Origin of the sequence: Paenarthrobacter sp. Y-19 (genome assembly GCF_029223985.1) — a bacterium.
Classification (GTDB): Bacteria; Actinomycetota; Actinomycetes; order Actinomycetales; family Micrococcaceae; genus Arthrobacter; species Arthrobacter nicotinovorans.
Genome location: NZ_CP119414.1, coordinates 566,497 through 591,973, shown reverse-complemented (window position 1 = coordinate 591,973; position 25,477 = coordinate 566,497). Strand labels below are relative to the sequence as shown.

The 25,477-nt window shown below is 61.9% G+C and carries 29 protein-coding genes and 1 tRNA gene; 18 read left to right on the top strand and 12 right to left on the bottom strand.

What is annotated here, in order from left to right; translation table 11 throughout:
- Positions 1 to 15: 15 nt before the first annotated feature.
- Genes PYR64_RS02810 through PYR64_RS02800 form a run of 3 tightly spaced genes read left to right on the top strand, consistent with a single transcriptional unit; the run spans position 16 to position 2,227 of the window.
- Positions 16 to 801, top strand: coding sequence for a histidine phosphatase family protein (locus tag PYR64_RS02810; protein ID WP_018780164.1), 786 nt, complete (start codon positions 16 to 18; stop codon positions 799 to 801).
- The gene (locus tag PYR64_RS02805) at positions 785 to 1,699 is read left to right on the top strand and encodes an NAD(P)H-hydrate dehydratase (protein ID WP_227453690.1); all 915 of its coding nucleotides are present in this window, start codon (positions 785 to 787) and stop codon (positions 1,697 to 1,699) included. Before PYR64_RS02810 ends, PYR64_RS02805 begins: the two co-directional genes overlap by 17 nt.
- Before the next feature lie 21 nt (positions 1,700 to 1,720).
- Entirely contained in the window at positions 1,721 to 2,227 is a 507-nt protein-coding gene (locus PYR64_RS02800; RefSeq protein WP_275778221.1) for a hypothetical protein, read from the top strand.
- Here PYR64_RS02800 and PYR64_RS02795 read toward each other — a convergent pair.
- Entirely contained in the window at positions 2,224 to 3,885 is a 1,662-nt protein-coding gene (locus tag PYR64_RS02795) for a RecQ family ATP-dependent DNA helicase (protein WP_179128476.1), read from the bottom strand. The two genes, PYR64_RS02800 and PYR64_RS02795, sit on opposite strands and share 4 nt — an antisense overlap.
- A gap of 276 nt (positions 3,886 to 4,161) precedes the next feature.
- On the opposite strand from PYR64_RS02795, the gene PYR64_RS02790 reads away from it, so the two are divergent.
- Both PYR64_RS02790 and PYR64_RS02785 read left to right on the top strand, forming a co-directional pair.
- Positions 4,162 to 4,770, top strand: coding sequence for a TasA family protein (locus PYR64_RS02790; RefSeq protein ID WP_275778218.1), 609 nt, complete (start codon positions 4,162 to 4,164; stop codon positions 4,768 to 4,770).
- 182 nt (positions 4,771 to 4,952) lie between these two features.
- Positions 4,953 to 5,432: a hypothetical protein gene (locus tag PYR64_RS02785; protein WP_144027695.1), complete on the top strand. Its 480-nt coding sequence runs from the start codon at positions 4,953 to 4,955 to the stop codon at positions 5,430 to 5,432.
- 31 nt (positions 5,433 to 5,463) lie between these two features.
- On the opposite strand, the gene PYR64_RS02780 is transcribed toward PYR64_RS02785, so the two are convergent.
- Positions 5,464 to 7,023: a glycoside hydrolase family 32 protein gene (locus PYR64_RS02780; RefSeq protein ID WP_079582581.1), complete on the bottom strand. Its 1,560-nt coding sequence runs from the start codon at positions 7,021 to 7,023 to the stop codon at positions 5,464 to 5,466.
- A 326-nt stretch (positions 7,024 to 7,349) separates the two neighbouring features.
- Between PYR64_RS02780 and PYR64_RS02775 the strand changes: the two genes are divergently transcribed.
- The 6 genes from PYR64_RS02775 to PYR64_RS02750 all read left to right on the top strand — a co-directional run bounded on the left by PYR64_RS02775 (position 7,350) and on the right by PYR64_RS02750 (position 14,115).
- Positions 7,350 to 8,786 carry a GH32 C-terminal domain-containing protein gene (locus tag PYR64_RS02775; protein WP_079582580.1) on the top strand — a complete coding sequence of 479 codons (1,437 nt, stop codon included), beginning with the start codon at positions 7,350 to 7,352 and terminating at the stop codon, positions 8,784 to 8,786.
- 45 nt (positions 8,787 to 8,831) lie between these two features.
- Entirely contained in the window at positions 8,832 to 10,169 is a 1,338-nt protein-coding gene (locus tag PYR64_RS02770; RefSeq protein ID WP_018779915.1) for an extracellular solute-binding protein, read from the top strand.
- A 47-nt stretch (positions 10,170 to 10,216) separates the two neighbouring features.
- Entirely contained in the window at positions 10,217 to 11,098 is an 882-nt protein-coding gene (locus PYR64_RS02765) for a sugar ABC transporter permease (protein ID WP_018779914.1), read from the top strand.
- Positions 11,095 to 12,000, top strand: coding sequence for a carbohydrate ABC transporter permease (locus PYR64_RS02760; protein WP_055974167.1), 906 nt, complete (start codon positions 11,095 to 11,097; stop codon positions 11,998 to 12,000). The genes PYR64_RS02765 and PYR64_RS02760 overlap by 4 nt, the downstream gene beginning before the upstream one ends.
- A 38-nt stretch (positions 12,001 to 12,038) precedes the next feature.
- On the top strand, positions 12,039 to 13,112 hold the full coding sequence (locus PYR64_RS02755) for a LacI family DNA-binding transcriptional regulator (RefSeq protein ID WP_275778214.1): 1,074 nt from the start codon (positions 12,039 to 12,041) through the stop codon (positions 13,110 to 13,112).
- Between the two features lie 109 nt (positions 13,113 to 13,221).
- Positions 13,222 to 14,115: a glucose 1-dehydrogenase gene (locus tag PYR64_RS02750; protein ID WP_064723555.1), complete on the top strand. Its 894-nt coding sequence runs from the start codon at positions 13,222 to 13,224 to the stop codon at positions 14,113 to 14,115.
- Positions 14,116 to 14,401: 286 nt separating this feature from the next.
- Here the strand turns inward: PYR64_RS02750 and PYR64_RS02745 are convergent, their stop codons facing one another.
- Positions 14,402 to 14,860, bottom strand: a complete 459-nt coding sequence (locus PYR64_RS02745; protein WP_275778212.1) for a Clp protease N-terminal domain-containing protein — start codon at positions 14,858 to 14,860, stop codon at positions 14,402 to 14,404.
- Positions 14,861 to 14,902: 42 nt separating this feature from the next.
- Positions 14,903 to 15,106: a helix-turn-helix domain-containing protein gene (locus tag PYR64_RS02740; protein ID WP_039239890.1), complete on the bottom strand. Its 204-nt coding sequence runs from the start codon at positions 15,104 to 15,106 to the stop codon at positions 14,903 to 14,905.
- 35 nt (positions 15,107 to 15,141) lie between these two features.
- On the opposite strand from PYR64_RS02740, the gene PYR64_RS02735 reads away from it, so the two are divergent.
- From PYR64_RS02735 to PYR64_RS02725, 3 genes are all read left to right on the top strand, one after another.
- The gene (locus PYR64_RS02735) at positions 15,142 to 15,924 is read left to right on the top strand and encodes a hypothetical protein (protein WP_275778210.1); all 783 of its coding nucleotides are present in this window, start codon (positions 15,142 to 15,144) and stop codon (positions 15,922 to 15,924) included.
- A 211-nt stretch (positions 15,925 to 16,135) separates the two neighbouring features.
- On the top strand, positions 16,136 to 16,630 hold the full coding sequence (locus tag PYR64_RS02730; protein ID WP_275778208.1) for a DUF2306 domain-containing protein: 495 nt from the start codon (positions 16,136 to 16,138) through the stop codon (positions 16,628 to 16,630).
- A 129-nt stretch (positions 16,631 to 16,759) separates the two neighbouring features.
- Positions 16,760 to 17,062 carry a hypothetical protein gene (locus tag PYR64_RS02725; RefSeq protein WP_275778206.1) on the top strand — a complete coding sequence of 101 codons (303 nt, stop codon included), beginning with the start codon at positions 16,760 to 16,762 and terminating at the stop codon, positions 17,060 to 17,062.
- Positions 17,063 to 17,330: 268 nt separating this feature from the next.
- Here PYR64_RS02725 and PYR64_RS02720 read toward each other — a convergent pair whose 3' ends face one another.
- Positions 17,331 to 17,567: a hypothetical protein gene (locus tag PYR64_RS02720; RefSeq protein WP_018779905.1), complete on the bottom strand. Its 237-nt coding sequence runs from the start codon at positions 17,565 to 17,567 to the stop codon at positions 17,331 to 17,333.
- 174 nt (positions 17,568 to 17,741) lie between these two features.
- Positions 17,742 to 18,236 carry a hypothetical protein gene (locus PYR64_RS02715; RefSeq protein WP_275778204.1) on the bottom strand — a complete coding sequence of 165 codons (495 nt, stop codon included), beginning with the start codon at positions 18,234 to 18,236 and terminating at the stop codon, positions 17,742 to 17,744.
- A 210-nt stretch (positions 18,237 to 18,446) separates the two neighbouring features.
- On the opposite strand from PYR64_RS02715, the gene PYR64_RS02710 reads away from it, so the two are divergent.
- The 4 genes from PYR64_RS02710 (at position 18,447) to PYR64_RS02695 (ending at position 20,418) form a co-directional block, all read left to right on the top strand.
- Complete coding sequence (locus PYR64_RS02710; protein WP_039239874.1) at positions 18,447 to 19,169, top strand: hypothetical protein; 723 nt, start codon at positions 18,447 to 18,449, stop codon at positions 19,167 to 19,169.
- A gap of 19 nt (positions 19,170 to 19,188) precedes the next feature.
- On the top strand, positions 19,189 to 19,341 hold the full coding sequence (locus tag PYR64_RS02705; RefSeq protein WP_018779902.1) for a hypothetical protein: 153 nt from the start codon (positions 19,189 to 19,191) through the stop codon (positions 19,339 to 19,341).
- 382 nt (positions 19,342 to 19,723) lie between these two features.
- Positions 19,724 to 20,029 carry a hypothetical protein gene (locus tag PYR64_RS02700; protein ID WP_275778201.1) on the top strand — a complete coding sequence of 102 codons (306 nt, stop codon included), beginning with the start codon at positions 19,724 to 19,726 and terminating at the stop codon, positions 20,027 to 20,029.
- A 44-nt stretch (positions 20,030 to 20,073) separates the two neighbouring features.
- Positions 20,074 to 20,418 (top strand): hypothetical protein, encoded by a 345-nt coding sequence (locus tag PYR64_RS02695; protein ID WP_079582573.1) that lies wholly within the window; start codon positions 20,074 to 20,076, stop codon positions 20,416 to 20,418.
- Between the two features lie 228 nt (positions 20,419 to 20,646).
- Here PYR64_RS02695 and PYR64_RS02690 read toward each other — a convergent pair whose 3' ends face one another.
- The 6 genes from PYR64_RS02690 to PYR64_RS02665 form a co-directional block, all read right to left on the bottom strand.
- The gene (locus tag PYR64_RS02690) at positions 20,647 to 22,077 is read right to left on the bottom strand and encodes a hypothetical protein (protein ID WP_275778199.1); all 1,431 of its coding nucleotides are present in this window, start codon (positions 22,075 to 22,077) and stop codon (positions 20,647 to 20,649) included.
- Between the two features lie 172 nt (positions 22,078 to 22,249).
- Positions 22,250 to 22,531 (bottom strand): hypothetical protein, encoded by a 282-nt coding sequence (locus PYR64_RS02685; protein WP_055974205.1) that lies wholly within the window; start codon positions 22,529 to 22,531, stop codon positions 22,250 to 22,252.
- Positions 22,528 to 22,836, bottom strand: coding sequence for a hypothetical protein (locus PYR64_RS02680; RefSeq protein WP_064723544.1), 309 nt, complete (start codon positions 22,834 to 22,836; stop codon positions 22,528 to 22,530). Before PYR64_RS02680 ends, PYR64_RS02685 begins: the two co-directional genes overlap by 4 nt.
- Positions 22,829 to 23,518 carry a helix-turn-helix domain-containing protein gene (locus PYR64_RS02675; RefSeq protein ID WP_275778196.1) on the bottom strand — a complete coding sequence of 230 codons (690 nt, stop codon included), beginning with the start codon at positions 23,516 to 23,518 and terminating at the stop codon, positions 22,829 to 22,831. Before PYR64_RS02675 ends, PYR64_RS02680 begins: the two co-directional genes overlap by 8 nt.
- A gap of 809 nt (positions 23,519 to 24,327) precedes the next feature.
- Positions 24,328 to 24,404: transfer RNA gene (locus PYR64_RS02670), tRNA-Thr, on the bottom strand.
- A 147-nt stretch (positions 24,405 to 24,551) separates the two neighbouring features.
- The gene (locus tag PYR64_RS02665; RefSeq protein WP_018779880.1) at positions 24,552 to 25,430 is read right to left on the bottom strand and encodes a thioredoxin domain-containing protein; all 879 of its coding nucleotides are present in this window, start codon (positions 25,428 to 25,430) and stop codon (positions 24,552 to 24,554) included.
- Between the last annotated feature and the right edge of the window lie 47 nt (positions 25,431 to 25,477).

Below are 25,477 nucleotides of genomic sequence, written 5' to 3'. Positions count from 1 at the left end.
AACGCACGCGGAGGGGTGGCTTTTGTGAACGAGGACGGTCTGACGGACGCCGTGCAGGAGGCCGGTGCCGTGGAATTATTGCTGGTCAGGCATGGTGAGAGCGAAGGAAACCTGGCGGCCACCGAGGCGCGGCTGGCAGGGGCGGAGGTCATTGCGGTCCCGGCCCGGGACCCCGACGTGAACCTCTCGGGCACCGGACAGGACCAGGCCAAAGCGCTTGGGACCGCGCTGGCCCGCATCGCCGAAGACATGAGGCCGGACGCTGTTGTCTCCTCCCCCTACGCCCGTGCCAGGCAGACGGCGGAAATCGCCGTCCAAACTGCCGGATGGCCAGTGAAGGTGCTCACCGACGAACGCCTCCGGGACAGGGAATTGGGCATCCTGGACAGGCTGACAAGCCGGGGCGTGGAAAACCGCTACCCGGATGAGGCCGAGCGGCGTCTGTGGCTGGGCAAGCTGTACTACCGTCCGCCCGGCGGTGAGTCCTGGGCCGATGTTGCCCTCCGGCTGCGCTCGGTGCTGGACGAACTCAACACCTTGGGCTCGGGCCAGCGGGTGATGCTGGTCTGCCACGATGCCGTCATCCTTTTGGTCCGCTACGTCCTGGAAGGCATGTCCGAAGAGGAGATCCTGGACCTCGCTGCGACGACGTCGGTGTTGAATGCTTCGATCACGCGCTATGTGCGTCCCACCGGCTCGGGGCCCTGGGAATTGGAGAGCTTCAACGTCGCCGACCACCTCACAGAGCAGGGTGTCACAGTCACCGAACACGCCGGAGATGCCAGTGTCCACCCCCAGTGAACCCACTTTGGTGACTCCGTCCCTTCTGCGGGACTGGCCACTGCCGGCCCCTGGCGAGGACAAGTATTCGCGCGGGGCAGTCCTGGTCATCGGCGGGGCACGCGCGACCCCCGGGGCGGCCATACTCGCCGGGACGGCGGCGCTGCGTGCCGGGGCGGGCAAAATAACCTTGGCCGTGGCCGAATCCGCGGCGGTGCAGGTGGGCGTAACCCTGCCGGAGTGCGGTTCACCCGGTCTTCCCGAAACAGCCGACGGGTCATTGACCGGAGAAGGGCTGGAACGAATCGGATCCGACCTGGAGCGGGCCGACGTCCTGCTGATTGGGCCGGGGCTGGATGATCTGGATCTGGCCGGGACGATGCTGCGGGCGCTCTTGGAGCGGGAGGAATCCAACGGTCCCGCTGACGCTGCGGGCGGTCCCGCCGTCGTTCTTGACGCCTATGCCCTGGGGGCACTTGGGAAGGTTGAGTCGCTGCTGGGACCATGGCGTGGGCGCCTGATCCTTACCCCCAATCCCACAGAGGCCGGGGTCCTGTTGGGGAAGGATGTCGATGACCTGGAAGCTGCAGTGATGGACATTGCCCAACGGTTCGATGCCGTGGTGAGCTGCCAGGGATTCATCGCCGGCCCGCAGGGGATGTCGGATCAAGGATCCGGACTCTGGAAGATCACCACAGGCTACGGAGGGTTGGGAACCTCGGGCAGCGGGGACGTCCTGGCGGGTGCGATTGCCGGTCTCAGGGCCCGCGGAACCAGCGACGCCCAGGCCGCCTGCTGGGGTACCCATCTGCATGCAGCCGCTGCGGACCGCCTGGCCAGCAAACTGGGTCCCCTCGGATTCCTGGCCCGGGAGCTCGCCGACGAACTGCCGGCCCTGATGGTGGAACTGAACACCTGAGTCCTCCACTAGGCTGCCAGCATGGGGACAATCGGGGGAAGTAATCGAACACCGCGTGTCATTGCCAGTTTGTTCGGGCTGGCTGCAATAGCTGCATTCGCAGTTGTGGGAGCGTTCCAGATTCTTGTCTGGAACCCCCTCGCAGCTGTGCCCGGTGCCAGCCTGGACGAAATTCATGAAGGGCTGGCGCGGGCCAACGAGTCAATCTCAGCGCCCACGGTTGTGACATGGGCCTTTTTGGGAACAGCGCTGGGGGCCGTTGTGGTGCTGCTTTCAGCGGTCGGCTCTCTCAGGCGGCTGAGGACCGTTGTCCTCCTCGACCTCCTGATCCTTGGGCTCGGCGCCCCATCCTATTCGTTGGTGTCTTTCCACGCCGGAATGGCTTTGGCTGATGCGTTCTTCATTTCCGGTGGCGATTACGCCCCGTGGGGCGGAGTGCTGTACACGGTCAGTGCGGCAGCCTTGCTTGCCGGGTTGATCGTGGTGGTCACCAATGGCCGATCCGGCGCGGCTCCCGCCACCGCCTAGGCCGGTTTCAGCAGCTCATGCTCCACGACGGCGGTACGGGACAGGGTCTTGTAACCCTCCTGTTCGAACAGGACAGTAATGACGTCGTCCTCGTGCCGCATCACCAGACCAGGCCCCCACTCCTTATGGACCACGGTGGACTGCAGGGGGAACTGTTCCTCGCCGCCCGGGGCCGCGGGGTTGCCGGAACCCGGTGCGTCTTGTTGGACCTCAGCGCAGGAATCGCAGTTGCCGCAGGGCTCCGGCAACTCCTCCCCGAAGTAGCCCAACAGGAACTGGCGGCGGCAGGCATCCGTCTCAGCGTAAGCCCGCATCATGGTCAGCCGGGACTGGTCAACCCTTTGCCGTGACTCGGCCAGATCCACAGCGCGGTTGACCAGCGTAGCCGGTTTTGCCTTGGAAATGAGCCGGGTGCCGCGCTTGCCGGTTTTCACCGCGCCGGCCTCCTCCAACTGGTTGACCAGCCCGGTAACCCGCCGGGCGGGGAATCCCGTCAGTTCCACCAGGGCGCTCTTCGGAGCCGGCCCACCGGCGTTCCTGATCACCTTCAGGATCGTTTTGAGGGCAACAGGGTCCGGCGAATGGGTACCGAAGAACTTGCGCAAGCCCAGGTCCTCGGCCCGGTAATGCAGGATGGCCGCAGCAGCTTTGCCATCACGGCCCGCCCGGCCGATTTCCTGATAGTACGAGTCCAGTGACTCGGGGATGTCCGCGTGCACGACGAACCTGACGTTGGGCTTGTCGATGCCCATGCCAAAAGCAGTTGTAGCGACCACCACATCAAGTTGGTCGTCCAGGAAGCGCTCGTGAATGCTTTCGCGGTCCGCGTCCGTCCTGCCCGCGTGATAGGCCTCAGCACGCAGGCCCCGTTCGGTCAGTTTGGCAGCATACTTTTCGGTGTCTTTTCGCGTAGCCGCGTACAGAAGCCCCATCCCCTGCGACGCGGACAGCTCCACTACCTGTTCCACCACGGCTTTGCGCTTGGCCTTGTCCTCCTGGTGGCGTATGACGTCCAGGCTGATGTTGGGCCTATCGAACCCCCGGACCAGGACCAAAGGATCGCGCATGCCAAGCCGTTGGACGATTTCATCGCGGACCGGCGGGGAAGCTGTTGCCGTCAGCGCTATCACCGGCGGGTTGCCCAACCGTTCGCGGACGTTGCCCAGCTCCAGGTAGTCGGGGCGGAAGTCATGGCCCCACGCGGAGACGCAATGAGCCTCGTCCACCACGAACATGGAGATGTCCAACGTGGCGATCCGGTCCACTGTCTCCTGCCTGGCCAATTGCTCCGGCGCGAGAAAAAGGAAGACAGCCTGGCCGGATTCGGCCGCTTGCCAGGCGGCCTCCACTTCAGAGTCACTGCGGGACGAATTTATGGCGACGGCGGAACCCTCCCCCAGGTCCCCGGCAAGGCCCTCCAGTTGGTCCTCCTGCAGGGCAATGAGGGGAGAAACCACGACGGCGGGGCGCTTGGTTTGTTGGTGAAGGTGAAGTGCCGCGACCTGGTAGGTGGCAGATTTTCCGTATCCGGTCGGCATGACTGCCAAAACATCACGGCCCTCAGCAAGGGCGCTCATGCCGGCGAGTTGGCCATCGCGCAACTCAGGAAGGGAAAAGGAGGACGCCGCAAGGGCAGTCAGGGCAAGGTCAACTGACATGGAAAGGTGGCTCCGCTTGGTGGTTCCTGCGGCCACTTGCATCAGCCGAGATGACCAGCCTAGCGCGAGGCACGGCTCTGCGCCGTTTACGAAGTTTGGGTTGTGGATAAGCGCCTTGGGGTGCTGCGGTTTTCTTGAGGGTTTCCTGAGGAAGTGTTGTGGGTTTGCAGGATTGGTTCTTGATCCAGGCCCGGCAAAGTATTTCTTGTCAGCCACACAGGCTGAAGAAACGGCCGGCCGGTCTCACGGTGGCCACACGAAAGGACACTGATCCCCATGGCCATCAGCCTCAAGACCACCTCCGGCAAAATCCTCGCCTCCGTCGCACTGGTCGGCACCGCAGCCGCCGTCGCCGGCATGGGAACCTACGGCGCGTTCACCTCCTCCACCTCCGCCTCCCAAGCCGTCACCGCAGGCACCGTCACCATCGCCCTGGGCGCCCCCGGACCAGCCAACACCCTCAACGTCCCCATCGCCGGCCTGCTGCCCGGCGACAAAGTCGAAAAACTCGTCACCCTGGCCAACACCGGCAACTCCGACCTGAACAACGTCACCCTCACCACCTCCGCCGGCGCCACCGCCTCCCTCCTCACCACCGATGTGACCAACGGGCTGCAACTGACCATCGAAAACTGCTCCACCCCCTGGACCGGCACCGCCGCCCCCTACACCTGCGCCGGCACCAAAACCACCGTCCTGGCCAACGGCCCCGTCATCGCAGCGAACAAGGTCCTCAACAACCTCACCTCCCTGACCTCAGCCAAGACCGACAACCTCAAAGTCACCACCGCGTTCCCCACCACCGCGGACAACACCTTCCAAGGCGCCACCTCCACCATCGCCTTCGCCTTCACCGGCACCCAACGCACCGAAACCACCAAATAAACCACCCCAAACCCCGGGAACCGGCCCGTCTTGCCCTTCAGGCCGGTTCCCGGCCATTACTGTGCCGGTCAAATCCAGGCTTTCCCTGAGTCTTGAGTAGACCTTGAGGGTCCGAAGGATCCTTTCCTGAGGATCCCTTGGGAGAGTTGGATCAAGGCCAATCCACACCATCAGAAACGGAAGTGACGACGAGCATGCGGATCAAGTTCATCCTCTGGCGCGGACCGGCCATCTTCCTGGCCGTCCTGCTGATGCTGATGGGCTTTTCGTTGTCTCCGGCCCATGCACAGTTCCACGACACCGAAAGCGCCGGCATGGCCGTGGCGGCGGCGCGGATCCCGGCACCGGCGGCCAATACCGTCTCCGTAACCAAGAGCTGTGATTCCTTCTTGTGGTTCGGCCAGGCCAAGATCAGTGTAGGAAGCTACACCGCCGTAACCTATGCGAACTACTACGAGCTCAAAGTCATCGATCCCGACGGCGTCGTCCAGTTCACTGGAGATCTGAGCAAGTCGTCCGGCCGTTCCTACAGTTCGGGAATCCAGAGCGTGGGAAACCTCAGCGGAACGTGGACTTACCAGATCCGCGGTTATTACAAGGTGCCCAACTCCACCAACAGCTGGGCAGGCCAGCCGCTGACCGGCACGCTGAACTGCCCCTGAGCCGCGGAATCCGCGACGCCACGAAGAGCTTCTAGATGGGGTTGCCGAACTCACGGATGGTTATCCCCGTGAAGTTGGCAGGGCCACCATCGGCATAGAGGGAAATCCCGGTGTCCCCGTCCGCGAAGTGAACTTGCTGCGAAACAACGGTGTGTCCGGAATTCACAAAGACCTCCACGCTTTGTTTATCGACAAAGATGCGCAGGTGGACGGAGCGGGTGTTGGCATCAATGGGTGCGGCAGCACGGGTGTACGGTGCCAGCGAATAGCCGGCCAGCTCGGAGGGACTCCTGTCCACGTACAACTCATCGCCGTACTTTCCGATGTTCGTGTGCCGCGTTCCATCGGCCGAACGGCCCACTGACACCCCGACGTTGGCTGCTGCGTCCCAGGAGATACTGAGCTCCAGTTCATAGGCACGGCCGGTCCATGGCAGGACGGCGCTGCCATTGACGACACGGTCCGGGAGGGCGGTGGTGGCGCTGACGTAGCCCTGCAAGGCAGCGACCGGGGAACTCAGCAGGCTGTACCAGCCTCCTGACTGCCTTTCCAGCCTCAGCTCCCGGACAATCGAGTTTTGCCCGTTGTACCCATCGGATGCGTCGGTGGGGACGTCCCGGGCGGCGTATTTCCAGTTGTTCATCCACGCAACGGCAAGACGCTTGGTCTCCGGTGCTTCCACGTCCGGCCAAGTCACCCCGGCGTACCAATCCCAGCCCCAATCCAACCACTGCGGCGTCAGGTCATCGGCAATGAAGGCCGAGCCGTTCCAGCTGCCGGTCCAGTACGCATAGGTCATGGGCAGGCCCACGCTGTAGGCATCCATGCTCGCGGCGAAGATCCAATGCCGGGTGCCATCGCCAGCAGTCATTTCAAACAGGTCCGGGCACTCGATCCCGCCAAGGGCGTGGTTCGGGTAGTCGAAGTTGGAGGTCCATTGCCAATCGCGCAGGTTCGCGGAGGTGTAGAAGGCCGCATAGCGGGCCCGGCCGATGACGCACACCCATTCGCTGCGTGCCGCGTCCCAATGGATCTTGGGATCGCGGAACCACTCAGCGTTGTCGATCTCGGCAGGTGTGGTGGCGGCCCGGCCGTCAGTGTTCACGATCACCGGATCCGGCAGGGCCGTGAAGGTGTAACCGCCGTCGGTGGACCAGTACAGGTACTGCTCCTGGTACTTGCGGATGCCGTCGGTCGGCTTGGTAGCCAGCACGACGACGGCTCCCGCGCCAAAGCCTGCGGTGTTGGCCGTGTCCACCACCCCCGACCCGGACCAGACGGGGAAGTTCGGTTGAAGCGGCAGGACTACGCCGTGGTGGCTGAAGGACACCGCGTCAGTTGTGGTGGCGTGATCCCAACCGCCCTGGCCGTTGTTGATGCTGGAGTGCAGGTAGTACAGCTGGTAGCCGCCGTTGGTGTACACCGGCCTCTGCGGATCACACAACCATCCGGACGGCGGGGTCATGTGATAGACCGCCCGCTGCGAGGCAGCAGCCTGGGCGGAGCCGGACACGGCACCACTCATCAGCAGGGCCAAAGCGCCGGCTCCGGTGCCTTGGAGAAGGGTTCGTCGTGGAAATTTGGGCGTCATGAAGCGGTTTCCTCTCAAACATTCTTTGGTTGAGAACGCGGTGGGTGTGCGGATACGGCTGCGCATCCGGGCACGCCAAAGTGCGCCATCAAAGGAACTGGATTACTTCGTCCGGTGGGCGTGACCAAAGGTGTCTGCTCGGCGTCGAGGGACACAGGTGTGCCTCCGGTAGCAAGGACGTTAGTGGCTGGGGGTTTCGGTGGTCAAGCGTTTTAGCGAAGAATATTTTTGAGCAAATTAACTTTGCTAAAACGCTTGATCAATGTGTGTGACCTGCGCTACCTTCAGTGTGATCAAACGCTTTAGCAGAATGGACATCAGCGCAGATGAAACGCTCAGTCTTCTTCCAACCCGCCGACGGCTGGGTCGGCGACCTCATCCCTTTCGAGAAAGACGGGGAGTTTTGGCTCTACTACCTCCATGAAGTCCGGTCACAGCCCAAACCGGGCACTTCATGGAACCTCATCACCACCAAGGACCTCACCCAGTTCGAGGACCACGGCGTTGCCCTCCCGCACGGAACCGAAGCGGAACTGGACTTCAACGCCTACACGGGCAGCGTCGTCGTCGATGACGCCGGAGTCCACCACCTGTTCTACACCGGCCAGAACCCCCGCAACCTGGGCCCCGACGGCGCACCGCTCCAACTGGTCATGCACGCCACCAGTACCGACGGCATGCAGAGCTGGACCAAGCACCCGGAGCTCACCTTCGGAGCTCCCGACGGGTACGAATCCGGGGACTGGCGGGATCCCTTCGTTTTTCGGGATGAAGCCAAAGGCCAGTGGCGGATGCTGCTCGCGGCTCGGCATTCAGAAGGACCCGAGCGGCGTCGCGGTGTCATCGCCCAGTGCGTATCCACGGACCTGATGACCTGGGAGCACACCGAGCCTTTCTGGGATCCCCGCCGCTACATCACTCACGAATGCCCGGACGTTTTCCAGTGGGGCGACTGGTGGTACATGGTCTACTCAGAATTCTCGGAATCGTTCACCACGCGGTACCGGATGGCCAAGAGCCCTGACGGCCCATGGACCGTACCGAACCTGGACAGCATCGATGGCCGGGCCTTCTATGCGTCCAAAACAGCCGAACGCGACGGACGCCGCTTCTTCTTCGGATGGATCGCCAGCAAGGAAGGCAACAAGGACCACGGCCCTTGGGAATGGGCCGGCACCATGTCCGTCCTGGAGGCCCGACAGAATCCGGATGGCACCCTCGGGTTCTCCTTCGCGGATGAACTGGTGGAGAGCTTTTGGGAAGACGTGCACGTATCGCTGGCGGACGAGCTGCCGGCAGCTTTGGACGTGCCGGACAGCTACGCAGCCCTGGTATCCCGGGAGGAGCTCCCCTCGCAGTTCTACGCCAAAGCCGTGCTGGACATAGGGCCCGACACCACCGAATGCGGCCTGCTCCTGCGGGCAAGCCACGACGGCGACCAGTCCTACATCCTGCGCCTGGAACCAAAGCGCGGCCGCCTGGTCTTTGACCGATGGCCCCGCGCCATCACCGGCGACGCCCAGTGGCACGTTTCCGGGGACGTCCCCTTCGATATCGAACTGGAACGCCCCTGCGACCTCACCCCGGGCGAGCACAGCCTTGAGGTGATCGTCGACGGCGACACTTGCGTCGCCGTCGTCGACCGCCAAGTTGCGCTCAGCGCCCGGATCTACGACCTGACGGCGGGACGGATCGGCGTTTTCGCCGGTGAAGGTTCCGTCAGCGTCACCGAACTCGAAATCCGTCAACGCACCGAAAACTAATACCCCCAACCCCAACCTCTGTTCCAATCAAGGGAGATTGCCGCAATGAAAAAACTACTCCGCGTTGCCGCCGTCGCAGCCGCAGCCGCACTGGCATTGACAGCCTGCGGCGGCGGAGGAAGCACCGCCGACCCTGCCAACGTCAGCCCCACCGGCGAGATCAAACCCCGCGAAATCTCGTGGCTGCTCTCCAGGCCCGCCGACGGCGCAGTCATCAACATCATGAAGAAGCTCGCCGATGACTATGCCAAGGACCACCCCGGCTTCGCGCTGAACCTCATCACCACACCGGACCGGCCGTCCTACATACAGAAGCTTGAGACCCTGGCTGCCGCGAACAAGCTTCCTGAACTTTTTGACACCGACGCCACCCCGTTCGCCCAGCAACTGGCGAAGCAAGGCAAGATGGTGGACGCCGACAAGCTGTTGAAATCCTTGAACCTCTACGACGACTACCGTCCGGGCGCCTTGGACTACCAGCGTTTCGACGACGGTTCGCTCTACATGATTCCGTTCCAATTCGAGCTGGAATTCATGTGGTACAACAAAGCCCTCCTGGAGAAGGCCGGCGTTTCCATCCCCAAGTCCCTCGATGACATCCCGGCCATGTGCACGGCTTTGAGGAAGGCCGGGATCACCCCGATCGCCATTGACGGGCAGGACCAGTGGCCGCTGGAACGCTACGTTGCCTACCAGCCCTTCCGCGAAGCCGGTCCTGACTTCGTGCAGAAACTGAAGAAGGGCGAGTCCTCATTCTCCGACGCCCCGGGCCAGAAGACAGTCAAGTGGATGGCTGATCTCGGCAAGGCCAATTGCTTCCAGGACGGGTTCTCTTCGCAGGGATACTCGGACGCGCAGAACCAGTTCACGTCCGGCCAGGCGGCCATGTACAACATCGGAACGTGGGAGCTGCCTAGCCTTGCCACGGACAAGCTCAACCCGGCAGTCCGGGACAACATAGATTTCTTCACCCTTCCCACCACTGAGGGGTCCGTGACCGCGGCCAACGAGTTCGTCTCACCGTCCGGCATCGGCATGGCCGTGAACTCGAAGACCTACGATCCGTTGGTCAGCGACTTCCTGAAGTTCGCCCTGGAGAAGTACCCGTCCGAGTACGCGGCCACCGGCGCACTGTCCCCCACCACCAATGTTCAGACGGCAATCCCGGCCAACGCCACCCCGCTCTACAAGAAAGCGCTGGAGACGGCCAACGATCTTGGTGACAAGCAGGCCATGCCGTGGGATACGCAGTTGGACCCAACCACCAACGGCAGGCTCCAGCAAGAGCTGGTCCTGCTGGTCCAAGGCAACATCACGCCCGAACAGTTCACCAGCACGATGAACGACGCCATCAAGCAGAACGCGCCCAAGTTCTTCAAGTAAACGTAGCAGCGGGGGGTCGCAAGGCCCCCCGCCCGAAAGGCCCCGCCATGCTTCCCAACCGGTCAAGGACGTCCGTCCTGGTCTTCCTGCTCCCTCCACTGCTGCTGTACTGCGCAGCCGTGCTGTTCCCCATCCTGCAATCCCTGTTTCTCAGCTTCTTTTCCTGGAACGGCATCAGCGACATGGAGTTCGTCGGGCTCCAGAACTACGTCCGGATGCTCACCGCCGATGATGTTTTCTGGCGCTCCTTCTTCAACGCGCTCCTCTACCTGGCCATCTGCCTGGTCCTGCAACTTGGCGGCGCCCTGGTTGTCGCCAGCCTGTTGACCTCGCTGCGCCGGGGCCGGGAGCTCATCAAGACCCTGTACCTGCTACCCGCGGTCATCTCCACTGTGGCGATCGCCTTCCTGTTCGTGCGCATCTACTCAATCGATCCCGTCGGCCTGCTCAACCAGCTCCTGCACTGGGTGGGACTCGGTTCCTTTGAACGCGCCTGGCTCTCCGATGTGAATACCGTGCTTGCCGCAGTTTCGGCCCCGGAGGGATGGCGATTCACCGGGCTCTACATGCTCATCATCTACGCCGCACTGATCGCCGTTCCCAAGGAACTTGAAGAGGCCGCCGTCCTGGATGGCGCCTCCAAATGGACGCTCTTCACCAAGATCCGTTTTCCGTACATCCGCCCTGTCTGGATCACTACCACCATCATGGCCACCACCTACGGCCTGCGCGGCTTCGACATCCCCTATCTCATGACCAACGGCGGCCCCGGACAATCCTCCGAGCTGCTCACCACCTACATGTACAAGACAGCGTTCACCAGTACGGACTTTGGCTACGCAAGCACCATCTCCGTCTTCATCGTGATCGAGTGCCTCGTCGCCGTCGGCCTCATCCTTTTCATGCTCAAGCGGAAGGCAGACTCATGATCGCCCAGACAGCCCCGGCCACCAAGTCACCGGCAGTTCCGCCGTCCGCGCCGGCACCCAAACGGCGTCGCCGCAAGCCGAGCCTGTACCGGACGCTTTCGCGGGTCCTGATCATGCTGATCGTGATCGTCCAGGTGTATCCGTTGGCCTGGCTGTTCCTGACAAGCCTCCGCACGGAACAGGACTTCGCCACCGGAGACCCGTTCGCCCTGCCGAGCGCACTGACCTGGGACAACTACGCCCGGGCTTTTGAGACGGGTGACCTCGGCCGGAACATCCTCAACAGTTTCATAGTGACCATGGGCGCCAACCTTCTCATCGTCCTGTTCGGCATGATGGCCGCGTACGCCATCCAGGTCCTTGGCTTCCGATTGAGCCGGTTCGTGCGGGGGTTGTTCCTGGTGGGCATCATCGTTCCCGTCCAGATCGCCCTGGTCCCCCTGTTCATCGACTACTCCACCGTGAATCTGCTGGACACCTATCAGTCGATGATCATTCCCCTGGCCGGCTTTGCGCTGCCCATGTCCATCTACCTGTTCTCGTCCTTCTTTGAGTACATTCCCCGGGAAACCTATGAAGCAGCTTCCCTGGATGGTGCCGGGCCGTACCGGATCTTCGGCCTGATTACCCTGCCGTTGTCGCTGAACACCGTGGTGACCGTGGTCCTGGTCAACAGCATCTTCATTTGGAACGACTTCATTTTCGCCAACACCTTTGTCCTCTCCGAGGACCTCAAGACCATTCCCCTCGGTCTGCAGAACTACATCGGCGCCATGGGCAAGGTGGACTGGACAGCAACATTTGCTGCTGTTTGCGTGACCATCACACCGCTGCTGCTGGTCTTCCTGGTGTTGAACAAGGCCATGATCCAGGGCCTGGAGAGCGGGGCGAGCAAGGGATGACCACCACAGCGGATGGATATACTCCTGATGGAGGACAGATGATTTCGCAGGAGAAAAATTCAGGCAGCGCGGCCGATGTTCCAACTATTACCGACCGCGCCCATCCGGTAACCCTCCGCGAAGTTGCTGAAGCAGCCGGTGTTTCGACGGCAACTGTCTCCTTGGTCATCAACAAGAAGAAGAACGCCCGCATCGCTGACGACACACGGCAGCGCGTTCTGGAGGCCATCCAGCTCCTGGGCTACCGGCCCAATGCGATGGCGAAGAATCTGGTCAGCGGAACTTCCAAGTTCATCGGACTCGTAGCGGACGGCGTGGCAACCACCCCGTTCGCGGGGCAGATCATCCACGGCGCGCAGGACGAAGCCTGGAAGCACGGTTACGCCCTGCTGATCGCCAACACCGAAGGAAACGTGGACCTGGAAAAGGACGCGATCGCCATGATGCTGGAGTACAAGGTCCGCGGCATCCTGTACTCAACCTGGTTCCACCGGGCCACGGAAGTTCCGGAAACCCTTCGTGAGTCCGACTTCGTGCTGGTCAACTGTTTTTCGCCGGATTCGCCGGCATCCCGTGCCGTAGTGCCCGATGAAGCCCAGGGCGGGAAATCGGCCACGGAAATCCTGCTGCGCGGGGGGCATAGTCGTATCGCCTTCATCAACACCACCACTCCCGCTCCGGCCAAGGACGGCCGGCTCGAGGGCTACCGGGAGGCGTTGGAAGCGGAGGGAATTGCTTTCGATCCGGAACTGGTGATGGAGGCGTACCCGGACCAGGAAGGTGGCTACGGCGCGACGGAGGAGCTGCTCAAGCTCAACGTTTCCGCCGTCTACTGCTACAACGACCGCATGGCCATGGGCCTCTACGATGGCCTGCGGGAACACGGGCTCGCCATTCCTGAGGACATGGCCGTTGTGGGCTTCGATAACCAGGAGGTCATTGCCGCGCACCTCCGCCCGCCGTTGTCCACCGTTTCCCTGCCGCACTACGAACTCGGGGCGGCCGGCGTCCGCATGTTGCTCGGCCTGGATCAGGCCGCTGGCGACGGCCCCGTGAAAATCGCGTGCCCCGCCGTTGAACGGGCTTCCGTGGCGGTGCACACAGCAGCTTGATACGGGAGGTGGTTCCCCGGTTTGGCAGGGACGCCTTCACGTGTCTAGGCTGGAAATCATAAGCTTACTTAGCTTTCGTGTTTCACGCCTAAGAAACCGGAGGACCACAATGACTGACCAGTACACCTTCCGCAACCCGGTCACCGCCTACGAGCAGATCTCCCCGCCAAAGCAGCACCAGCCCGAGCCCGGCCTCGACGCCGAACTCACGCCCAAGGCGGATCTCGGCGAGGAAAGCTACCGCGGCACCGGACGGCTTGAGGGGCGCAAGGCGATCATCACCGGCGCCGACTCAGGGATCGGCGCAGCCACCGCCATCGCCTTCGCACGTGAGGGGGCCGACGTCGTACTGTCCTACTTGCCCGAAGAAGAAGAGGACGCCGCGCGGATTGCGGCACTTATCGAGGCAGCAGGCCGTAAGGCCGTGAAAGTCCCCGGCGACCTCAAGGACCCGGCGACCTGCCAGGAACTGGTGGGCACCGCCGTCGCGGTTTTGGGCGGCGTGGACATCCTGGTCAACAACGCCGGAAAGCAGGTTGCCCAGGAGAACCTGGCTGACATCACGGACGAGCAATTCGACCACACACAGAAGACCAATGTGTATGCAATGTTCTGGCTGACAAAAGCGGCGCTCCCGCACCTGCCGGCGGGCTCGACGATCATCAACACCACGTCCATCCAGGCATATAACCCGTCGCCCACCCTGGTGGACTACGCCACGACCAAGGCGAGCATCAACAACTTCACCAAGGGACTCGCGCAACAGCTCGCACCGAAGGGCATCCGCGTCAACGCTGTTGCACCCGGACCCATCTGGACTCCCCTGCAGGTCAGCAGCGGTCAACCCAAGGAAGAGCTCCCCGAGTTCGGCCAGTCCACTCCCCTGGGCCGCGCCGGGCAGCCGGCCGAATTGGCTCCGGCTTATGTCTTCCTGGCGTCGGCGGAATCCAGCTACGTAGTGGGCGAGACCCTCAACGTCAACGGGGGCAGCCCCACGCCATAGGCGCCACTTGGCACCATCACGACGGCGACGCCTCCACACGCTGGGGCGTCGCCGTCGTCGTCCCAGCCGCGCAGCCCTCGCGTCAGGGCCGGACAGCACTTCCGGGAGATGCGTCCGGCCCTGCGCCGCAGATCCGATGGGCAGCACCGGCCGACGAGGGGGGTCATGGGCCGTTGCTTGGATCCGCTGGATTCAGTCAAGTCGCCCCCACCCGCGGGGACACGAGTAATGTGTACTCGTTTTTTGCTCCCGTTGGAGCCTCCCGCTACTTGGACTCTCTTCGGGACTATTGGGAGAGCAGCCGTTCTCGAACAGCTTCACGGTTTACCTTGAGCTCCTCGAACAGGGCGGACACGGGGTCATGCTCCTCCCGATCCAACAGGGAGAGTAAAAGGCTCGATGCGGTGATCTTCCGGGATTTTTGATCCACAGCAGATTTCACCATGCTCGCCATGACCTCCTTGGCTCCGGAGCTGAAAGGCGGCTTCCTTCCGCGGGTTGGCATGGGTGCTCGTACAAGTCCCTTGCCTTTGAAGCCGATGGCCTCCAGCGCAGCGGCGTCAAGCCTGGCCGCCGCCTTCCGCGCATCGTCCAGGGAGACGCCCAGGACATCAGCGGGGCCGCGTTCGTGGAGTGCCCCCAGGAGCAGGTGCTCAGTTCCCATTCGCTTGTCGCCCAGACTGCGTGCTTCTTCCATGGCAAACCCCACGATCCGGCGGGTGTCATGGGTAAATTGCTCAAACATTGCTCAACTCATTCCCTGTACTTGGTCATTCTCCGTAACTGGTCATTCCCTGTATTTGGCATGCACCGATTGCCGGGAAACACCCAAAGCGTCACCTATCTGCTCCCACGTCCAGCCTTGCTCGCGTGCCGCCCGGACATGGACGGCTTCCACTTGCTCGGCCAGGCGGTGAAGGGCACCCACGGCCCGCAATCCGACGGCGGGGTTGGTGGAGTGGATCTGCTCGGAGAGTTCATCAGCTTCCATGCTGTCAGGCTAGACTGACATGAGTCATTGCGTCAATGCAGACTGACAAGGAGCTTCTTGCCGGCATCCCGACCTACACGGCTAGACTCGTCGTGAAGGACGGATTGGGGGATCCACAACGACGCGCGGCATCATCGGTCGTTCCGCTGGTCGGTCGAAACCAGCGAGCAAAGGACCCCATGGCCTTCTTCCAGGATTTCCCCATTCCAACCCAGCCCAAACGTGGGCGCCAAGGCCGCTTCGTTCCCCCGCCATGGTCCGGAACACCCCGCTACGAGCTCCCCGCGCTGGTCCACATCGGTCAGTTCCTGTACTTCAGCCCCACCAGGGTGATCGCCGTCAAGGGCGTTGAAGTGTTCTCCACCGGATGCAATTTCGATCTGACCTGGATCATCCGCCGGGCCGACGAGACAGACGAGGAATGGGAAGCCCTCAATGGCGTGTTCTTCCAGCACGGGTTCCGGCCGAAGCCCGAACAAAATCTGCTGGACGTGCTTCTGCTGTTCGGCGTAGAACTCCCTGACGGTTCCCGCGCTTTCACCGGAGCCCACGGAGGTGGCCGGTACATGGACCCGTCACAGCAGCCCACAGCTCCCGTCCTCTCCTTCAACGGCGGTGGAGGCAGTGGCGGTGACGACGAACTTGCCGGCTCGGGATCACTCTGGCTGTGGCCCCTTCCCGAGGAAGGCGACCTTCGGCTGGTCACGCAATGGCCCGCCCTCGGCATCGAGGAAAGCTCTCTAATTCTCGACGGCGGACAGCTCAAGGCTGCTGCTGCAGGTGCCAAGGAGTTCTGGCCGGGCGAGTACACGCCATAAAAACGCTCGAAGGCTACGCAGGCAAGGATTTGCAGTGAGTAGCTGCCACTACCGTGTGCCTCCGGAGAATCCAGTTGACCAATATAGCGGCCACGATTCTGATCGCCGCCAGAGACTACGGACGTTCGAGCCGAACAGGGCAGCGATTCCGATCATTGCGCCCATGTTGCCGCAGTCCGTCACTGCCCGTCCGACTCGCTAGGCTGGCCGTATGCCTTCGCCGTGGACTTTCCTGATCGCCCTGCACGCCATCGCTGCGGGCTACGCCCTGATCTTCGGCGCCGTAAACCTGCTCAAGCGCAACAAAGGCACCGCAGCACACAAGATCCTGGGCCGCATCTGGGCGGCGACCATGTACGTCGTCGTCCTCACCTCATTCGGGATCCGGACCATCGACGGCGGGTTCAACTGGCTTCACGCACTTTCTGTGCTGACTTTCTGCACCTTGACCCTGGGCTTGTGGTCCGTCCGTAAGGGCAACATCCGCGCTCACCAACGATTTATGACCGGCAGTTACTTCGGACTCATTGGCGCGTTCATCGGCGTCGTTGCTGTACCGGACCGACGTCTCCCCCAAATGGCCGTTCACGACCTCGTCGGCTTGACCCTCTGGGTAGCAGCGTTGGCTCTCACCGCCGGGCTGACTGTCGCCGGCCTGACGCAGCTTCGTCAGAAGACCACGCCAGGGGCCAGCGTCCGGCATTAGTGCCGAACAGCGTCCCGAGACTTTCAATAATATGAAGGTGCGCCCGCTGAAAGACGTGTAACACCGCCGCCCAGCCACGGCCACACCGCACAACAGCCGATCCACCAGACCAACCAACGAGAAACGAATATGGACCTTCTTGACGCCCCCACAGTAGTGATCCCTGCCGTCCTCCTAGTGCACATCACCGGCGTGATGATCGTAGTGGCATCGGCTGCCGGCCTGGCGATTTCCCTGTTCACCGTAGTGATGGCCGTGCACTTCACCCGAACAACATGGGGACTGACGCAAAACCTGCGAGACCGGGAGCCGTTCCGCAGCAGCTGGAGTAAGGTTCCTGGCACTTTGAAGGCAGGGGTTGTCGCGGCACGCCCTCTGATCGTGGCGACACGGCAGAAGATCAGCCAGCTGAGATCGTACAAACCCCAGTAGCCCGGCTGACGTCCATGCAGCGCTTCTACTTCTCGTCGGGCCCGCTCCATCGTGTGCGTTGCGTAGGCTGGGGCGAATAAGCGACGTGACTCGGCTTAGGGAGACGACCCCTCAGGAGTCCCACAAGATCTGCATGATCGATCGGCCGGAGCAGATTGAATCCCTCGCCCTACGAGACGGCGTGTCCCGTTTCGTGTCATGCCTGGAGTGGGCCTGCTGTAGTCCTTGAATAAGGCATCGTGGCGGGCAGCGACGTGCCAGCACACTCCTACATGTTGAACATCAGACGCCATTTGACCGGCACACCGTTGACGGTGCTGATGACGGTGCAGTACTGAACGATAGTGCCGCGCTGGGCGTAGTATTCAGCGGCCTGGTTGCACGTTGAAAGTGACTCATAGGTGTACACCCTCAACGTGGCCGCCTGGGCAGGAATCGCACCGCCGACGAGTGTGGAACCTGCGATGCCCAATCCGAGCAATGCTGCGGCAATTCTGCGTTTCATGGTTACTCCCCCAAATAGTCCTGTATGGATAGAGCGAAACTATCAGCGGGGGTTTCTGGCGTATATGGGCAGGGGTGCCCATGTCCGCCAGATGTAGGCGCCATGCCCTCTCCGCAAGAGTTTCTCAGGGAGCCGAAGTGGCGGCTGAGCTCAAGTAGCTCCGCCACCACACGCTTAGCCCAGCCTGGCCGCCCAGTACTGGCGCTGCTGCGAAGTTGCGGAGAGAACCCGCGGCGCTAACACCGCCTCAGGCCAGATCTGCACCAGATAGTCTTCAACAGCTGTCGAAGAGACCAAGTCGGGAGCCGCATCGCGGCCCACAGCGGACACTCGGATTCTGTAGTCTCCGGATTCGTCCTCCCCCATTTCTCCCAAGGCCGTCAGTTCCTCCATGGGTCCGCCGGCGGCCACCCGCCCTGCAGGAAGATTGGCTGAGACTTCATGAACGTCCTCCCACCCTTCCAGAACAGACTCGGGACGGGCACCTAGGACGTCTACAGTCATGGTGACCGGCCCCGAATTGATGCCGGTGTGGAACAGTGTGGTCCGGAAAGGCTGCTGGGCTCCACCTGCCCGGCTGGCTTGCAACGCCGCCACGGGGTCAGCAGGCGGGACCGGCTCCACTACCTGCTCGGCGGCTCGTAGCCCGTAAACACCTGAGATAATCATCGCTGCCTTATGAGACGTGTGCTTCCCTCCAGACGCTGGGAAGCGGCTCCGCGAGGCTCGTGGTGCCAAGCCACAACCCCACCCTCTATGACCCGGCACAGCGGACCTTTCACTGCAGTGGGGGACTTGACTTGCAATCCTCAGATCCTCTCTTAACACTGGACTGATCGGCAACGGACCGAAAAATAGTCAAGATTACTGGGGGATACCTTGAAAAAATCCGCGTTCGGAACCGCAATTCTTCTTGCTGCTGGTTTGACCATGGCATCTGTTCCGGCAGCAACAGCTGCTCAGTCGCCGGCACCCAAAGTGGCCGTTTCAGACGTGAACCAGTCCCTGGAACAGGCTCGTGAGTTCCTTACCCTTTACAACGTAACGGCGGAAACTCAGGAGAGACTGGTCGCCAAATACCAGCGTGGTGAGACCTGGGACTCATTGAATGGGGCCACGCCGGTGGATACCCAAACCGTCGAGAAGACGGGCAAGACAGAAACTGTTTCCCGGTTCGCTGACGGCTCCGTTAACGTCACGTCAATTCAAAAGCCAGCGGCCGCGCCTCAAGAGGGCGAAATAACAACCCGTGGTATCAGCGAGTGCGGGTACTACCGTGTCGGAGCGACCGAGAACTACGACAATTGCTTGGTCGACTTCTGGGCGGGCCTGGTCTACATGGGCTTCCGCGCCGACTACTCTGCTGTCGATAACAATGTCGACTACATTCGAAGCATCTACTCCCCCGATTACATCATCGGCGGAGCATCGAGCGCAGAACAGACGGAGTTCGCGGTAACTCGAGAGTATGAAACACCCGGGGCCCCCGCGACGGCTCGCTTGACCGTCCTCGCCTATCCTGCCGGTACGCCCTTCGCGTTCAACTTCTGGGTTCAGCTGAATGTTGGCTTCGGCGGAGCCTACATGACCTACTCGTCCTAATTATCCAAGGAGGATCACCATGGGTGGAATCGCCGCCTGGCACCTCATCATTGCCGCAGTAGTCATACTCGTTCTCATCGTCGTGGGAGTGCTGATCTACATAGCCAAACGCGGCATCCCGAAGGGCATCGCACGCCGTGCTGCCCGCGGTAACGCAAAACGAACCCACTGACGGTCCCTATACGCAGGAGTCAAAGGCGACGGAGAGATCCTCCGTCGCCTTTGACTCCGCAGACCGGCCGTCTGCTTCAGCTCGAATGACAGCTACGTATTCAAGCGAAATGCTGTTAGCGAATCCAATTGGTGGTGGAACCAGACAGGCATAGTTTTGAATTGGAAGCCCCGCCGGTCCCCCATCGGCGGGGCTTTCCTGCGTTGTGGCTAGAATCAAACACACAAGAGCCTGAGGGGGCAGCGCCATTAAGAAGCCAAAGTTCGCATTCCTAGTCACGACGCTCGCAGTTAGTTCGTTTCTCGCGGGTTGTTCCGGCGAGGCACCCGGTTTCAAGGCGCTCGAGCGTCAATCCACAGCGAGCGACAGCCTTCCCGACGGTGTGAATTTCGGGCCCGACACAAACCTGAGCAAAGTACTTTTGGTCGCCGAGGCCAACGGTAAGAAATTCTTCCTCGGACAGGATGAGGAAGGGCTTACCTCATGCCTCGCTGTCTATCCCGTTGAAAACCCCGCCGGCTGGCACGCCAGTTGCGCAGGAAAGGGTTCAGGACGTGGAGAGATCCTGAAGGCGTCAGGGCCTGACCAGAAAACATCCATTCTCGTCCCAGACGGCTACGACACCAAAGACCTGGAAGCTTCCGGCTTCACCAAGGTACACGCCAACATTCTGGTCTCGAATAGTTAAGGCACGTCGGCTCGGCGCGAGTTGTTTAGAAAGCTTGGCCCGCCATGCACCTGGTTCAGCACATAGACGACGCGGTCGACCGCTACTGGACCGTGGACGTGAAGATCATCGGCATCTGGGAGGACGGACCGGCCGCCTGCGTAGTGCACCGCCGCTCCATGGACCCAACCACGATCCTGGGCCACCGGTTCGAGTTCACGCCCACCTCAGCGGACGGCACCATCGAAGGCTACGCGCGGGACATAGCGATCAATCTTGCCGAACCCCTAGGCACACTTGCGGCCACCACCCGACAGGACGAGCACGGCATCGTCTGGGTCGTCATCCCCGCGGACCGGCCAACACCGGAGCCGCCTGCCGAGGTCTTGGAGAAGCTCGGCGATCGGTAGGACATTAGTTCACTTCACCACAGCAGTTTGAGGCTGACGACATCAACTGTCGGCCTTGAACGCTGCCAAGGAAGCAGGGGTCATCTTCGGCCCGCTCATGGCCCTGATCTTCATCCCGTTCTACGCAATCAGCCTCATCCTGTCCGACCCAACAGCGGACCGAGGCCGTCCGCAGAGCCATCTACTGGGCCGAGCACGCCACCGGTCAGTAGTAGTCAGGCGCAGACCTCACACGCAGCGGTCGTCGAGTTCGGCGTTCCAGATGGCGTCCTCGTTCTCCTGGATGTGCAGCCGGATGTCCCACGCCTTCGAGTGGCTTCTCCGGTCCGGCGCAGCCACCTCCTTGGGGCCTGCCTGAGCGATGGTGTTCTCCCAGTCCACGAGCTCCGATGTCAGTTTCAGGTCTGTCGTCATGCGGACCATCTTGTCCAGCGCCAGTGTGTAGTAGACGCCATCGGATGGCTGGTCGAACGGGTACAGGCCTTGGTCCTTGTAGAGCTTCCGGATGACGGCCATCTGCTTCTTGTTCGGATAGAACGCCTTGTAGACGGACATACCGTTGAACTTCTCGTACTGGACGCTGATGAACGCCGCCGTGTACTCACGCACCGCTGCCGGCGCTTCCAGCAGTGTCGGGGCGACCAGGACACTGAGTCGCGGGTTGGTGATCTCAAACGTCGGGTAGGCCAATGTCCCATGCTCATCGAGGCCTACGCTCAGGGATGCCTCCGCCGGATGAGAGCTGTACCGCTGCAGGCTTTGCTCAAATTCGGTCCGGGCGTCATCCCAAGGGGTGGGCTTGGCAAAGCGCTTGTACCCGGTCATCGGGAACGTCGCATCATAGGGCGGGTATTCGACGCCGGACGGGTGGAGCTGCTTCCATTCAACCGGCTCCTGGCAGACCCGTTGGGTCAGATCCTCGTAGCCTGCTCTGGCTTCTGCCAAGGTGTATCCGAGCCGTTCCCGGGAATCCCCAAGCAATTCGATCATCACTGCGCGGCCGGTCGCGACGTAGAAGTCATCCTCGAACGGCTCCAGTCCAAGCTGACGGCAGTACTCGACGAGCATCTCGTGGGTGAACCGGTCCGTCGTTTTCGGTTCCTCGTACTTGGACGTGTCCTCGAAATCGTAGGGCTCGCCATTCTGGTTGAATTTCCACGGCTCAAAGTTGCTGAGGCTCAGGAACCGCTTCAGCCCTTCCTTGTCGTGGACTGTGAAGGTCCGTGAACCCCAACGGCCTCGGCCTGGTTCATCGTCGAACCGTTTGATGTTCCGGGGTTCGTCCTCGACCTCGACAGTAGTGATTCCGCGGGCGTCCGGGAAATGCATGTGAAGGGCGGCATGAAGGTTGGACCCTCCGCGGGAGTTGTCCACGATGGCAGTCCATTCCGGGTTGCTCGTCTCCAGAAGAAGCCACCGATAGCTCCAGTCGAGGGGTAGGAGTTTCTCGAAAAGTTCGGGAAGCGTGCCGTTCAGTTCAGTGACACCAACCCCTGTCCCGCCTTCCGTCGGACGGCCTTGAGCCCACACCCGCCACTCGTGAGCGCTGTCGTCCAAGGGCAGGTTGATGAAACCCATCCGGGTGGTGATCGGCGCCCATTCATTGCCCAGCAATAGCTTCGCTGACAACTTTTGGGCAGGTGTTTGACGCGGTGGCACTATGAGTTCCCTTCCTGAACGGGCGATTGATCGCCCCGACAGCATGCATGCTGCCACATCAAGCCCTTCAACTTTGACATGCGTAGTTTCAGCCTGCGCTTTGCTCTTACGTCAAATAACAATGGCCGGGATTTTATGACCATTGTTTTTAGACAGCCGCTCCTCGACGTTGTCAGCCGGATTTGAGGCGGTTGGCTGGCGGCAGGCTGTGATTGGCGGCAAGTATGCGCAGCGCGTCCATCGCCGGTGTCCGGTCGACCGGGTCCAGCAGCTGCCACGATCGGTGCCCCGGATCGGCCAGCTCTTTGTGCAGGGAAAGAACCCGTGACCTATCGCTGCCCTTCATCTGGGCCGCCGTGGCCAGCGGTGTTCTGATGGTCGCGCAGAGGACGACGGCATCATCGAGGTGCCGATCCCTGTCGCGGGAGTCCTCGCGGTAGGCCGCGCCTTTCAAGACCAACGCCCCGAGGGCATTCGGGATGCTGATGAGTACCGGTTCGTCGTCGTCGCCGCACCGGTCTCGATGTGCAGCACAATGTCGACATCCGCCGTTGGCCTGGAGACGGCAAGACCGGCGGCCGCAGCGTGCAGTTGCACCATGAGCCCACCGACCAACGTCCATTGGGTGGACGGCAGGGCACGGGCCAGTTCCACGCACTGTGGCCATGGTGTTCCCCAGCCTCCAGGAGGCACAGGCACGTCCCAGGTCTCGCGGTCATCTTCCGCTTCGGCGACTGCGTCCAGTTCAGGTTCAGACATGGAGCAGTTCGTTGATGACGCGTTGTCCGGCGCTGCGTTCGCGGGTTGCCAGTGAGTCCATGAGGTCCACGGCGATCGCTGCCACCGGCGCCCGGCCGTCGGCAAAGGGTTCATCCAAATCGACTTCATGAATGATGGCGTTGCCGTCTGGATCTTCAACCAGGCCGAACGCGTCCGCGAGGGCGGATACGTCGCCGATCATGACATAGCCCTCTGCAGTCCCGCTCCCGCCGGCCATCCCGAAGGTCCCTGCAATGGACTCCTCGCGCATGGCCGAGGCGCCACTTGGGATCAGGTGGTCGCTAAGTGCGGCCAGCCCGTCCGAAGTCGCCCTATAGCGATGGGTTATGTCCTTGTTCCGGGCAAGAACACGAACGGCGTCGGCGTCCAGCTCACGCAGTCGCCTCTTCAACCGGGACTTCTCCGAAGCGCTGATCCAGGTGGGGTTCTGGCCAGAGAGCAGCGCCAATGCAGCCCAAGCAATCCTGGCCGTCCAGGCGCGGCCGCGACGGGTACCGGCCAGGGCCAGGCGCTCCACCGACTGACGATCGATGAGCAACATGCGGCCAGCCCTGCCACTGGCCGTCAACTGGCCAGAGCCGAGCAGGCCATGAACGGACGCACGGGTGATACCGAGCCTCTCCCCCACCTCCGCGACGGTCATCCCGTCCATGTTCTGCATACACTAAACCATACCCAGGTAAGGATATGTGTCAATATTAGGAGCCACTGCAGTGTGCGCCCTGCCAATCCTGCGGGCCCGATACTGAGTGCGAAGATTGAGGCCAGATGAAAGGGCTGTGATGGGGAAGAGCAGGCCAAAGGCATGGGGCATTGTTGTGCGCCTCGATACGGGCGAGACGCTCTATTACTAGCTGCACCCCAGCCGGCCAGGAGACCGCTGACAGCTTCAAGTCTGGTCTCTCGCGTCTGTCGTCGCACGTTCAAAGTGGGGTTGGCTGCGCGGTTGTGGCTTTGCCCTTGGTCGAACCGAACTTGCTGTACGTCCGAGTGGCCCCGTCCCAGCCGCGGAACCTGCAACTGGCCCGCCACTTCCCTGTCGTCTCGTCCTTCGCGGCGCTGATCGTTCCCCAAGTGCCAATCGGCAGGCTGGACCTTCCCATCAGGAGGTCCCGTTCAAAGGCTCAGAATCAGTCCGGTACTTGGCCGTCCTTCGCACACTGCCTCTGCAACTCTGATGCTTCGACGCGTCGGAAGTACAGCCGGCACAGGTGTTGTTCCTGGTATCCGCCGGAATGGGTTGACACCTGCCGACGGTCTTATTTGTATCCCTGAGCGTCCCTACGTTGTCTCGGTCCGTCGTCGCCCTCAGGGCCTTCTTCTCTGACTGCATGGTTCCCTCTATGCAGCTGGGGAGCCCGCTGGTGTCGTCTGCCTTCTTGAAAGCGTGTAGAAAACGTGTAGTGCCCTGCATTTCAGACACGAAAAACCCCTCCGTTCCGAGCAAAATCGCCGGTACGGAGGGGTTCGTGGAGCCCCCTGTCGGATTCGAACCGACGACCCCCGCTTTACAAGAGCGGTGCTCTGGCCAACTGAGCTAAGGAGGCACGTTCCGGCTACCCGGAACCATGCGCGAAAGAGCGCTAGATAAGGTTAGCCCAGACCATCCCCGTCAACGAAATTTGCCTGAGCAACAACGGCCGGCCACCTCAACGAGAAGGTGACCGGCCGCCGTCGGGATGTCAGATAAAGGCTTAGCCCTTTGCCGTGATGGCGGTCTGGATCTCGGCGTTCAGGTCAGTGGAACCGTCCCACTGCTTGCCGTCGACGAAGATGGTCGGCGTGCCGGTGATGCCGATTGCGGCTGCTTCTTGCGTGGCAACCTTCACCCAAGGTCGGAACTGCTTGCTGTCCACGCACGAGTCGATGTTGGCGGCGCCAACCTCAGTGGCCATGGCCTTCAGGTCCTTGTCGGAGATGCCTGCGCTGCCTTCGGCCGGCTGGCGTTCGAAGAGCAGGTTGAAGAAGTCCGCGTACTTCTCCGGGGAGGTGTTCGCTACGCATGCTGCGGCGTTGGCTGCGCGGGATGAGTAGTTGGTGGTGGACTGCAGGTCCAGGAACCCGAGGGGGCGGTATTCGAGGGAGATCTTGCCTTCGTTGCGGAGGTTGGTCAGGGACTCTCCGTAGGTGGTCTCGAACCGCTTGCAGACGGGGCAGATGAAGTCGATGTAGGCGATCACCTTGACGGGCTTGCCGGCCTCAGCTTCGCCGCCGGGCACGGTCACCGTGGCGGGCTTGGTGGCGGGAGCGGAGGGAACATCGGCGACGTTGACGCTGCCGGGCTCCGACTTGACGACTTCGCTGCCAGCCAGCAGCGTGACGCCGCCGTGGACGTTGCCGTTGGCCGGCGTCGGGCCCTGGTCTGCAACCGGAGCGTTGTTCTGGATGTTGCCGATGACCACTGCGGCGATTATGGCAATGATGACGACGATGGCAACCACGATGCCCCAGCCGACCAGAAGCTTGTTGCGCTTCTCCTTCTTCAACTGTTCTTCGCGGATTGCTCGCGCTTTTTCCCGTGCCTGGGCGGTGCGTTCAGCCTTTGACAGGCGGGATTCGTTTGCGGGGCTCATCAGTTCCTCGGGTTACTCGACGTCGTAGTGAATAGCTAGGGCAACGG

Coding starts and splice junctions, on each gene's coding strand:
- PYR64_RS02740 (WP_039239890.1), bottom strand. CDS start 15,106: ATGGAAGCTGATGAACTCTCCGAGCAGATCCACTCCACCAACCCCGCC.
- PYR64_RS02795 (WP_179128476.1), bottom strand. CDS start 3,885: ATGTCAGTTGACCTTGCCCTGACTGCCCTTGCGGCGTCCTCCTTTTCC.
- PYR64_RS02720 (WP_018779905.1), bottom strand. CDS start 17,567: ATGAAACGCAGAATTGCCGCAGCATTGCTCGGATTGGGCATCGCAGGT.
- PYR64_RS02760 (WP_055974167.1), top strand. CDS start 11,095: ATGATCGCCCAGACAGCCCCGGCCACCAAGTCACCGGCAGTTCCGCCG.
- PYR64_RS02750 (WP_064723555.1), top strand. CDS start 13,222: ATGACTGACCAGTACACCTTCCGCAACCCGGTCACCGCCTACGAGCAG.
- PYR64_RS02695 (WP_079582573.1), top strand. CDS start 20,074: ATGCACCTGGTTCAGCACATAGACGACGCGGTCGACCGCTACTGGACC.
- PYR64_RS02705 (WP_018779902.1), top strand. CDS start 19,189: ATGGGTGGAATCGCCGCCTGGCACCTCATCATTGCCGCAGTAGTCATA.
- PYR64_RS02765 (WP_018779914.1), top strand. CDS start 10,217: ATGCTTCCCAACCGGTCAAGGACGTCCGTCCTGGTCTTCCTGCTCCCT.
- PYR64_RS02755 (WP_275778214.1), top strand. CDS start 12,039: ATGATTTCGCAGGAGAAAAATTCAGGCAGCGCGGCCGATGTTCCAACT.
- PYR64_RS02735 (WP_275778210.1), top strand. CDS start 15,142: ATGCAGACTGACAAGGAGCTTCTTGCCGGCATCCCGACCTACACGGCT.
- PYR64_RS02665 (WP_018779880.1), bottom strand. CDS start 25,430: ATGAGCCCCGCAAACGAATCCCGCCTGTCAAAGGCTGAACGCACCGCC.
- PYR64_RS02725 (WP_275778206.1), top strand. CDS start 16,760: ATGGACCTTCTTGACGCCCCCACAGTAGTGATCCCTGCCGTCCTCCTA.
- PYR64_RS02790 (WP_275778218.1), top strand. CDS start 4,162: ATGGCCATCAGCCTCAAGACCACCTCCGGCAAAATCCTCGCCTCCGTC.
- PYR64_RS02675 (WP_275778196.1), bottom strand. CDS start 23,518: ATGCAGAACATGGACGGGATGACCGTCGCGGAGGTGGGGGAGAGGCTC.
- PYR64_RS02775 (WP_079582580.1), top strand. CDS start 7,350: ATGAAACGCTCAGTCTTCTTCCAACCCGCCGACGGCTGGGTCGGCGAC.
- PYR64_RS02680 (WP_064723544.1), bottom strand. CDS start 22,836: ATGTCTGAACCTGAACTGGACGCAGTCGCCGAAGCGGAAGATGACCGC.
- PYR64_RS02780 (WP_079582581.1), bottom strand. CDS start 7,023: ATGACGCCCAAATTTCCACGACGAACCCTTCTCCAAGGCACCGGAGCC.
- PYR64_RS02730 (WP_275778208.1), top strand. CDS start 16,136: ATGCCTTCGCCGTGGACTTTCCTGATCGCCCTGCACGCCATCGCTGCG.
- PYR64_RS02770 (WP_018779915.1), top strand. CDS start 8,832: ATGAAAAAACTACTCCGCGTTGCCGCCGTCGCAGCCGCAGCCGCACTG.
- PYR64_RS02745 (WP_275778212.1), bottom strand. CDS start 14,860: ATGTTTGAGCAATTTACCCATGACACCCGCCGGATCGTGGGGTTTGCC.
- PYR64_RS02800 (WP_275778221.1), top strand. CDS start 1,721: ATGGGGACAATCGGGGGAAGTAATCGAACACCGCGTGTCATTGCCAGT.
- PYR64_RS02715 (WP_275778204.1), bottom strand. CDS start 18,236: ATGATTATCTCAGGTGTTTACGGGCTACGAGCCGCCGAGCAGGTAGTG.